The sequence below is a fragment of the Rhizobium sp. IBUN genome (assembly GCF_000510625.1).
GTDB classification, from domain to species: Bacteria; Pseudomonadota; Alphaproteobacteria; order Rhizobiales; family Rhizobiaceae; genus Rhizobium; species Rhizobium altiplani.
In genome coordinates, this window is the sequence record NZ_AZNV01000024.1 from 84,423 (window position 1) to 92,539 (window position 8,117).

8 protein-coding genes and 2 pseudogenes are annotated in these 8,117 nt (G+C 62.5%); 6 read left to right on the forward strand and 4 right to left on the reverse strand.

Annotated elements, in window-relative coordinates:
* Together RHIBUN_RS0121110 and RHIBUN_RS0121115 are read left to right on the forward strand one after the other, a co-directional pair.
* Positions 1 to 675 carry a YbhB/YbcL family Raf kinase inhibitor-like protein gene (locus RHIBUN_RS0121110; protein WP_025661072.1) on the forward strand — a complete coding sequence of 225 codons (675 nt, stop codon included), beginning with the start codon at positions 1 to 3 and terminating at the stop codon, positions 673 to 675.
* Positions 672 to 1,913 carry a multidrug efflux MFS transporter gene (locus tag RHIBUN_RS0121115; RefSeq protein WP_025661073.1) on the forward strand — a complete coding sequence of 414 codons (1,242 nt, stop codon included), beginning with the start codon at positions 672 to 674 and terminating at the stop codon, positions 1,911 to 1,913. Before RHIBUN_RS0121110 ends, RHIBUN_RS0121115 begins: the two co-directional genes overlap by 4 nt.
* Here RHIBUN_RS0121115 and RHIBUN_RS0121120 read toward each other — a convergent pair.
* Positions 1,894 to 2,505: a TetR/AcrR family transcriptional regulator gene (locus RHIBUN_RS0121120; protein WP_025661074.1), complete on the reverse strand. Its 612-nt coding sequence runs from the start codon at positions 2,503 to 2,505 to the stop codon at positions 1,894 to 1,896. The two genes, RHIBUN_RS0121115 and RHIBUN_RS0121120, sit on opposite strands and share 20 nt — an antisense overlap.
* 116 nt (positions 2,506 to 2,621) lie before the next feature.
* Between RHIBUN_RS0121120 and RHIBUN_RS0121125 the strand changes: the two genes are divergently transcribed.
* A complete protein-coding gene (locus RHIBUN_RS0121125; RefSeq protein ID WP_025661075.1) occupies positions 2,622 to 3,305 on the forward strand; it encodes a glutathione S-transferase N-terminal domain-containing protein in 684 nt (227 codons plus the stop codon).
* A 30-nt stretch (positions 3,306 to 3,335) separates the two neighbouring features.
* Here the strand turns inward: RHIBUN_RS0121125 and RHIBUN_RS0121130 are convergent, their stop codons facing one another.
* Together RHIBUN_RS0121130 and RHIBUN_RS0121135 are read right to left on the reverse strand one after the other, a co-directional pair.
* The gene (locus RHIBUN_RS0121130) at positions 3,336 to 4,262 is read right to left on the reverse strand and encodes a bestrophin family protein (protein WP_025661076.1); all 927 of its coding nucleotides are present in this window, start codon (positions 4,260 to 4,262) and stop codon (positions 3,336 to 3,338) included.
* Positions 4,263 to 4,372: 110 nt separating this feature from the next.
* Positions 4,373 to 5,260, reverse strand: coding sequence for a branched-chain amino acid aminotransferase (locus tag RHIBUN_RS0121135; RefSeq protein WP_025661077.1), 888 nt, complete (start codon positions 5,258 to 5,260; stop codon positions 4,373 to 4,375).
* A 249-nt stretch (positions 5,261 to 5,509) separates the two neighbouring features.
* On the opposite strand from RHIBUN_RS0121135, the gene RHIBUN_RS0121140 reads away from it, so the two are divergent.
* A complete protein-coding gene (locus RHIBUN_RS0121140; RefSeq protein WP_025661078.1) occupies positions 5,510 to 6,550 on the forward strand; it encodes a zinc-dependent alcohol dehydrogenase family protein in 1,041 nt (346 codons plus the stop codon).
* Positions 6,551 to 6,773: 223 nt separating this feature from the next.
* Here RHIBUN_RS0121140 and RHIBUN_RS33705 read toward each other — a convergent pair.
* Positions 6,774 to 6,983 (reverse strand): annotated as a pseudogene (locus tag RHIBUN_RS33705) (cupin domain-containing protein); the annotation flags it as partial.
* 180 nt (positions 6,984 to 7,163) lie between these two features.
* Between RHIBUN_RS33705 and RHIBUN_RS0121155 the strand changes: the two are divergent.
* Both RHIBUN_RS0121155 and RHIBUN_RS37415 read left to right on the forward strand, forming a co-directional pair.
* Positions 7,164 to 7,631: a cupin domain-containing protein gene (locus RHIBUN_RS0121155; protein WP_025661079.1), complete on the forward strand. Its 468-nt coding sequence runs from the start codon at positions 7,164 to 7,166 to the stop codon at positions 7,629 to 7,631.
* Between the two features lie 252 nt (positions 7,632 to 7,883).
* Positions 7,884 to 8,117: pseudogene (locus tag RHIBUN_RS37415) on the forward strand (IS110 family transposase); the annotation flags it as partial.

The following is an 8,117-nucleotide window of genomic DNA, read 5'->3' on the forward strand; positions in this document are numbered from 1 at the left end:
ATGCGTAAAACGATAACGGCAGCGACCCTCATTCTTGCTCTCGGCGCTGTGCCGACCCTCGCCGCGGACTTGAAGGTCACCTTCGAGAGCGGCAAGGGCGGCACATTGCCGGAGGAGAACGCTTCCTGCATCGCGGCCGGCGGCAAGGCGGCGGCTGGCAAGAACAAGAGCCCGGCCTTCTCCTGGTCGAAGCGACCGGCGGGCACGCGGTCCTATGCGCTTACCATGACCGATCCGGATGTGCCGCAAGACCTCTCGCTGCTCAACAAGGACGGAACGGTGATCGCGTACGACCTGCCCCGGATGGAATTCACGCACTGGATCCTTGCGGACATCCCGGCCACGGTCACAAAGCTCGCCGAAGGAGCCGATGGCGACGGCTTGCCGCCGGGCGGATTGCCACTGGAGATGACCGAGCATGGCCGCCGCGGCCAGAATGGTTTCGCTGGGTTCTTGAAGGATGGTCCCTACGGCGGCTATATGGGCGCGTGCCCACCGTGGAACGATCTCCGCATCCATCGCTACCGCGTAACGGTCTATGCGCTCGATATCGACAGGCTCACGCTACCCGACGCCTTCACCCGCGCCGATTTTCTTGCCGCCGCAAAGGGACATATCCTTGCCTCCGGCGCGGCTGAACTGACCTATACGATCAATGCAAAGGCCACGAAATGACCGATACCAAATGGGACGCAGCCGTTGTCGAGAGCGGCTCGATCTACTGGAAGCGTAATCTGGTCATTTCGCTGCTCGGCTCCTTCACGACGATTGTCGCGATGACGCTGCTGCTGCCCTTCCTGCCCCTCTATGTCGAGGAGCTTGGGGTCAGTAACCACGCGGCGATCGTGCAGTGGTCGGGCATCGCCTATGGCGCGACCTTTCTGGCCGCCGCCTTCGTGGCGCCGCTCTGGGGCCGGCTTGGCGATATCTACGGGCGCAAGTTGATGCTGGTGCGCGCCAGCGCCGGGATGACGGTCGCGATCTCGCTGATGGGCATGGCTGACAACGTCTGGCAGCTGATGGCGTTGCGCCTGTTCGTCGGCCTTGCGGGCGGCTACTCCTCCGGCTCGATGGTGCTGGTCGCGACGCAGACGCCGAAGGATCGATCCGCATGGGCGCTCGGCGTGCTCGCCTCCGGCATCATGGCCGGCAACCTCGTCGGGCCGCTGATCGGCGGCGCGCTGCCGCCGTTGATCGGCATCCGCAACACCTTCCTCGCCGCCGGTGGGATGATTTTCCTGGCGTTCCTTGCAACCACCTTCCTAATCAAGGAAGAGAAGTCCCCTGCCCGCAAGCAGACCGCGAAGGCAAGCGGCGGCTGGGCCTCGATCCGCGACAAGGGTCCCGTCATTGCGATGCTCGCCACCGGCATGCTGCTGATGCTCGCCAACATGTCGATCGAGCCGATCATCACCGTCTACGTCGCGCAGCTGGCGGAAGATCCCGGCAGGGTGACGATGATAGCAGGCATCGTCATGTCCGCGGCAGCGCTCGGCAGCATCCTGTCGGCCTCGCGCCTCGGCAAGCTTGCCGACCGGATCGGCCACTGGCCGGTCATTGCGGGCGCCCTTGCCGTCGCCGGCCTGCTGCTGATCCCGCAGGCATTCGTGACCAGTTCCTGGCAGCTGATCATCCTGCGCTTCCTGATGGGGATCGCGCTCGGCGGGCTTCTGCCCTGCATCTCCGCGGTCATCCGCCATAATGTCCCGGACAGTGCGGCCGGCAGCATCCTCGGACTGTCGGTCTCCTCGCAATATGTCGGTCAGGTCGCCGGTCCCGTGCTCGGCGGTTTCGTCGGCGGCCATATCGGCATGCGGGCGGTTTTCCTCGGAACCTGCGTGCTGCTGATCGCCGGCGCCGCCTACGCCTGGCTCGTGCGGCCGCACAATGCCGTTACGGCGCGCCGCAGATAAGCTCTACGCCGGAGCGCGCCAGTGCTTCCAGCGCCTCCCGGGTTTCCCCGGCGCGCGCCCGCACGGCCAGCGAGTGCATGATCGCCGAGGCCAACCGGGCCAATGCCTTCGGATCGGTCTTGTCCGGCAGCTCTCCGCGTTCAACCGCAAGAACGAGGCGTTCCTCTATAGCGCGGTCGAAATCGGCGAGGCTGCGGCCCAGCACGTCGCGCACGCGCTCGTGCTGGATGGCCTCGACGGCCGCGGTGCTGATCAAGAAGCAGCCGCGCGCCGCCGTATCGCCGTGAAGGTAGGTCGCAAGCGCGCGATCGTAGATCCGCGCCAGATTCTCGCGCACCGGCAAGGACGCATCCAGCGCCTCCTCGAGGACAACCATGCTGTCCATCCGGTAGCCCTCCAGCGCATCCAGATAGAGATCCTCCTTGTCGCCGAAGGCATTGTAAAGGCTCGGCCGGTTGAGGCTCGTGGCAGCGCTCAGATTGTCCAGCGACGCCGCGGAAAATCCCCGATCCCAGAAAACCTCACGCGCCTTGCCGATCGCCGCACTCGTATCAAAAGCGCGCGGTCGGCCCCGTTTTTTCTCATCCTTCATATTTTTGTACCTCTTCGCATTAAATTCTTGACTGATTTATTTTTATGCGAAACAGTACAAATGTCCAATGAATTGATACCGGCACGTCAATGCCGGTCTGCGGAGGAGGAAATCCGATGAAACTTTACATGCGCGCTGCCGCTTGTTCGCTCTCGCCGCATATCGTTTGCCGCGAACTTGAAATCGATGTGGAACTGATCGCCGTCGACCCCGCGAACCACCGGGCAGAGAATGGCAACGACTACCTTTCCATCAACGGCAACGGCTATGTGCCGGCCCTGATACTCGACGATGGCAAGGTGTTGACCGAGGGGCCTGTCATCGCCCAGTTTCTTGCCGAGACCGCGCCTGAGGGGACATCGATGCTGCCAGCAGCGGGTACCTTCGAGCGCAGCCAGGTGCAATCCTACCTGAACTTCATAAGCTCCGAGTTGCACAAGCCGATGGTTATGTTTTTCGATGCGGCTTATGGAGGCGCGCACGAGTCCATCCACGCCCTCATCCTCAAACGGTTGGAATGGCTGAATAAACGCATGAGGGGGGCCTACCTGACCGGCGAGAATTTCACCGTAGCCGATGCCTATCTCTTCGTCTGCCTGAACTGGTCACCATGGATCGCTATCGACCTCAGACAATGGCCGGCGCTTTCCGCTTTCATGAAGCGGGTTGGCGAACGGCCAAGGGTGAGAGAAGCGCTACGAGCCGAGCAACTGCTGGCCTTCGAACAGGACGGCGTCTTTTTCGCCCCAGAGGTCTATCTGGCCGCCGCCAACCGGACCGGCACGCCTGTCCTGCCCTGACTTCTTTCAGCGCTACGGAGGCCGGAGAGCTTACATCAAAAGGTAGTCCACCGGCACCGGGAGAGGCGGCAGGTCGGTCTCTCCCAGCGCTTCGCGCAGATTGATCTCGATCGTGTCGGCAAGGGCGCCGATCGGCAGCGCATTCGGCTGGTTGCCGAAGGGCGCTTCCAGCTCGTCGCCGAGCGCATCGAGGCCGAAGAAGGTGTAGGCGACCAGCGCCGTCGCAAACGGCATGAACCAGCCGAGGACGTCGTCGAAGCCGAACGGCAACAGCAGGCAGAAGAGGTGCGCCGTGCGGTGCAGCAGCAGCGTGTAGCCGAACGGCACCGGTGTCCAGCGGATACGCTCACAGGAGGCCTGCGCCAGCGTCAGCTCTCCGAGTGTCTTGTCGAGTATCTGATAGGAGATGTCTGACAGCATGTCCTTGGCACGCAGATCGGCAAGCTCCCGGGAAATTTCCAGCGAAATCGCCTCCGGCGGCGTGCGGCTCGCGTGATAGCGGGCTTTCAGCTCAGGCGACAGCAGGCGTTCGACCTTTTCGCGGCCACTGCCAGCACGCAGATGCGGCACCAGCGACTGGATGAAGGCGATGACGAGCGTGACCAGGCGTCTGCGCGCTTCGGCCCCGGCCTCGCCATGCGCCGTTTCGAGGATCAGCGTCTGCCGCGCGAAGTGACGCGCCGAAAAGATCATCTGTCCCCACTGCTTGCGCGCCTCCCACCAGCGGTCATAGCAGGCGTTGTTGCGGAAGCCGAGGAAGATGGAGATCGCGATGCCGAGAAGCGCGAAAGGCGCACCGCTGAAAACCGGCAGGACACCCGGCCAGACGCTGTGGACGAGAACCACGAGCGAGGACAGGAAGCCGGTCAGCAGGATCTGCGGAAAAACCTGCTTGATGATCGAGCCGCGGATAATGAAGAACAGTTTGAGCAGGCTGGGACGGGGGCGCACGATCATGACGCGGGCTTCTCGGTCGTTCGAACAAAGAGATGTCGGCTCTCCTCCCTACAGCCGAGCGAATGGCCGCGGCAAGCGCGGCCATTCTATTCAGATCCGAGGCAACAGACTTAGCTGTCGCTTTCGCTGCGGCCGAAGGCCCAATCCATATAAAGTTCGAGCGCCTTGCGCGTGACCGGCCCTTGCTGGAAGTCGCGGCCATCGAGGCGATTGACGCCAACGACCTTGGAGTAATTGCCCGTCGTGAAGATCTCGTCGGCGTTCATGAAATCCTCGACCGAGAGCGTCACTTCCCGAACTTCGAAACCCGCCTTGCGCAGCAGGCCGATGACGCGGGCGCGGGTGATGCCGGCAAGGAAGGTGCGGTTGGCGATCGGCGTCGAGACGATGCCGTCCTTGACCATGAAGATGTTGGAGGACGCCGTTTCCGCAACGTTGCCGTTCATGTCGCGCATCAGCGCATTGTCGAAACCACGGCTTTTGGCCTCGGCAATGGCGCGGCCGCTGTTCGGATAGAGCGAGCCGGCCTTGGCATCCGTCATCGCCGTTTCCGGCGACGGGCGGCGATAGGGCGAGACGGTCAGCGAATTCGGCGCATTGTTGCCGAGCGGGGCTTCGAACAGGCAAAGGGCGAAGCGGGTGGATTCACCGTCGACGGTGACGACGCTGCCGGCTGAACCATGCTCGCCCCAATACATCGGCTTGATGTAAACAGGCGTCTTGCCGTCGAACCTCTTGATGCCTTCCCAGGCAAGCGCCTCGATCTCCTCAGCGGTCTTGACGGGCTTCAGGCCCATGTTGATCGCCGAGCGATTGACGCGCTGGCAATGCCGGTCGAGATCCGGCGCGATGCCGTCGAACCAACGCGCCCCATCGAAGACCGTCGAGGCCAGCCACATGGCATGCGAGGTCGGCCCGATCAGCGGCGGATTGCCAGTGAGCCACTCTCCCTCGACGTAGGTCCAGGTGGTTGAACGGGGCGATGTGTCGACGGCCATGGGCATTCTCCTTGAAAAGTCCGAAGAGCAAAATCCCCGCGCGAAGAGCCGGTCAAGCGGAAATCCGCGGCCTGGAACCCTACGCAAGAAAATGGCGACGAGGCTTTCCAGGGCGTAATATTCGTGCGCGATCCCTTGCGCGCCATCGATGGGTATATCACGGAAAATCATGGATGGCGCGATTGGATGCGACACCCACGGCGTGGCATCATCCGTTGGAATCGCTGCGGCTGATAGGGAGTAAAATCGATGAAAGCCATGTTCTACGACGCCTTTGAGAAGGCTCCCGAAATTCGCGCCCTGCCCGACCCCACGCCCAGCGAGGATGGCGTGGTCATTGCCGTCGGCGCGACCGGGCTCTGCCGCAGCGACTGGCACGGCTGGATGGGCCATGATCCTGATATCAAGCTGCCGCATGTGCCGGGCCATGAACTGGCCGGCAAGGTCGTCGCAACCGGCAAGGGCGTCGCGCGCTTCAAGGTCGGCGATCGCGTGACCGTACCCTTCGTGTCCGGCTGCGGCCATTGCGGCGAATGCCATTCCGGCAACCAGCAGGTCTGCCCGAACCAGTTCCAGCCCGGCTTCACGCATTGGGGTTCGTTTGCGGAATACGTGGCGATCGATTATGCCGACACCAACCTCGTGCACCTTCCCGACAGCATCGATGATGCGACGGCGGCAAGCCTCGGCTGCCGCTTTGCGACGTCGTTTCGCGCCGTTGCCGACCAGGCGCGCACCGGTCCCGGCGAATGGATCGCCATTCACGGCTGCGGGGGCGTCGGCCTATCGGCGATCATGATCGCAACGGCGCTTGGCGCCAACGCCATCGGTATCGATCTCTCCGACGAGAAGCTCGCCTTCGCGCGCGACTGCGGCGCGGTGGCGACGATCAATGCGAAGAGCGTCGCCGATGTGGCGGAAGCGGTTCGCGAGATCACCAAGGGTGGCGCGCATGTCTCGATCGACGCGCTCGGCCACCCCGTCACCTGCTTCAACTCGATCAAGAACCTGCGCCGGCGCGGGCGGCATGTGCAGGTCGGCCTCATGGTCGGCGAATATGCGGCACCGCAGATCCCGATGGCGCAGGTGATCGGCCACGAGCTGGAGATCTACGGCAGCCACGGCATGCAGGCCTGGCGCTACGATGCGATGCTGTCGATGCTGACGTCAGGCAAGATCGCGCCACAGAAGCTAATCGGCCGGCGCATCACGCTTCAAGAGGCGATCCCGGGCTTGATGACGCTGGATCAGGCCGAAGGAGTCGGGATCAGTGTCATCACGCAGTTCTGACGGCTCGACCGCAACCGACTTCAATCAAAACGAGTGCTGCAGTTTGTAGCGTTACTGTGGTTGCGATTCATATTGCAGCGCTGCAGGCCATCGCGGCGTCCATCGCCAAGGACAATGCAAAGGCTTTGGGGGAAGTCGCCAAACGCATTCTGGCGGCGCAGAGCGAGGGCCAGGAGAGTGCTGCAGCCTTAAACGGTAGGCGCGCCAATGCCGTGCCGGTAACCTATCCTTGCTTCACGCTCGCCAAATTGAGGGCCAGCGTCACATCGTTGATGATCCCCAGGCGCGCCTCGATCACTGCAATTTTCTCGGGCGTATCGGCATTGAGTGCTTCGATGTCGATGAACAGCTGCTCGCAGCCTCCAGGTGTGACGGTCCCGAACATCTGGCCCGGCTCGTCGCTGATACTCCGCCAGCTATGCTGGACATGTGGCCGCTCTCGGACGAAGAGAGCCGCAAAGGGGCGATACGCCGCACCATCTTGATGCCGACAGGATCATTGCCCATATGCCGGCCGACGCTGAAAACGCCAACCACGACGGACTTGAAGCCAGTTGCCATTGACCTTGGAAAGGTCTAACGGGCTCGCCGCCAAGAAAAAGAAAAGCGAGACATGATGTCCAACTCATTTGTAAAAGCGCCTGCCCAGGCGAGCGCGAAGGTGTTCTTCGTGCTGGGCGATCGGATCGAGCGACGGGCTCGTCTGCAAGGAGCCTGGCTCAACATCTTCGACATTACCGTGCCGGCGGGCAGCCGGACGCCGCTGCACCGCCACGCCAGTCCCGAGGTCTTCAGGATCATCGAGGGTCGGCTGACGATCCGCCGCGCGACGGAGAACGGCATCGACGAGTTCGAGGCGACGGCCGGCGACATCGTCCGCATCGAGGCGAACCAGCCGCACGCCTACTCCAATCCCGGCCATCAGGCCGCCATCTTCTCGGCTATCGTCGACAGCGACATGGTGGAATTTCTGGAGGCAGCTGGCTCGCAGGAACCGCCGAAGGCGGCGCCGTCAGCGGAAACGCGGGACCGCATGAATGCCGCAGCCAACGCCCATGGGATCACCATATTGGCGGCCTGAGTCCTTTTGGTCTCCGCCCGAGACTATAGCTCGGGCGAGCCTCACCTGCTCCCTTAATAAATACTGTCATACAAAGACGATATGGGCGATTTCGTACGCGGCCTCTTGCGTTCGCCGCCGTTCGTCGACTGTATTTGAGCTCGACGCCGACCGGTCGCGACGTAGGCGCGATGCGAGCGCGCACCCTGGAAGCTAATTTGTAAGGGAGGTGACATGAAAGAGGTCGCCTCCGGAGAGAACGGATCACTGCGAATGATTGAGGGACAGTCACACTTCCGGCCTTTCGGCTTATCCTGTTGGGGTTTTGCGGATCTCAACAAGGGAGTTGGAAGCATGACTGCCTCTTATGATTATCATATCGGCGTCGACTATCACAAATCCTACAGCCACCTGGTGGTCCAGGACAGCGGTGGCAAGACGCTGCGCTCCGGCCGGGTGAAGAACGACCGCCAGTCGCTTGGCGGGTTTCTCGAACGCTACCGTCAG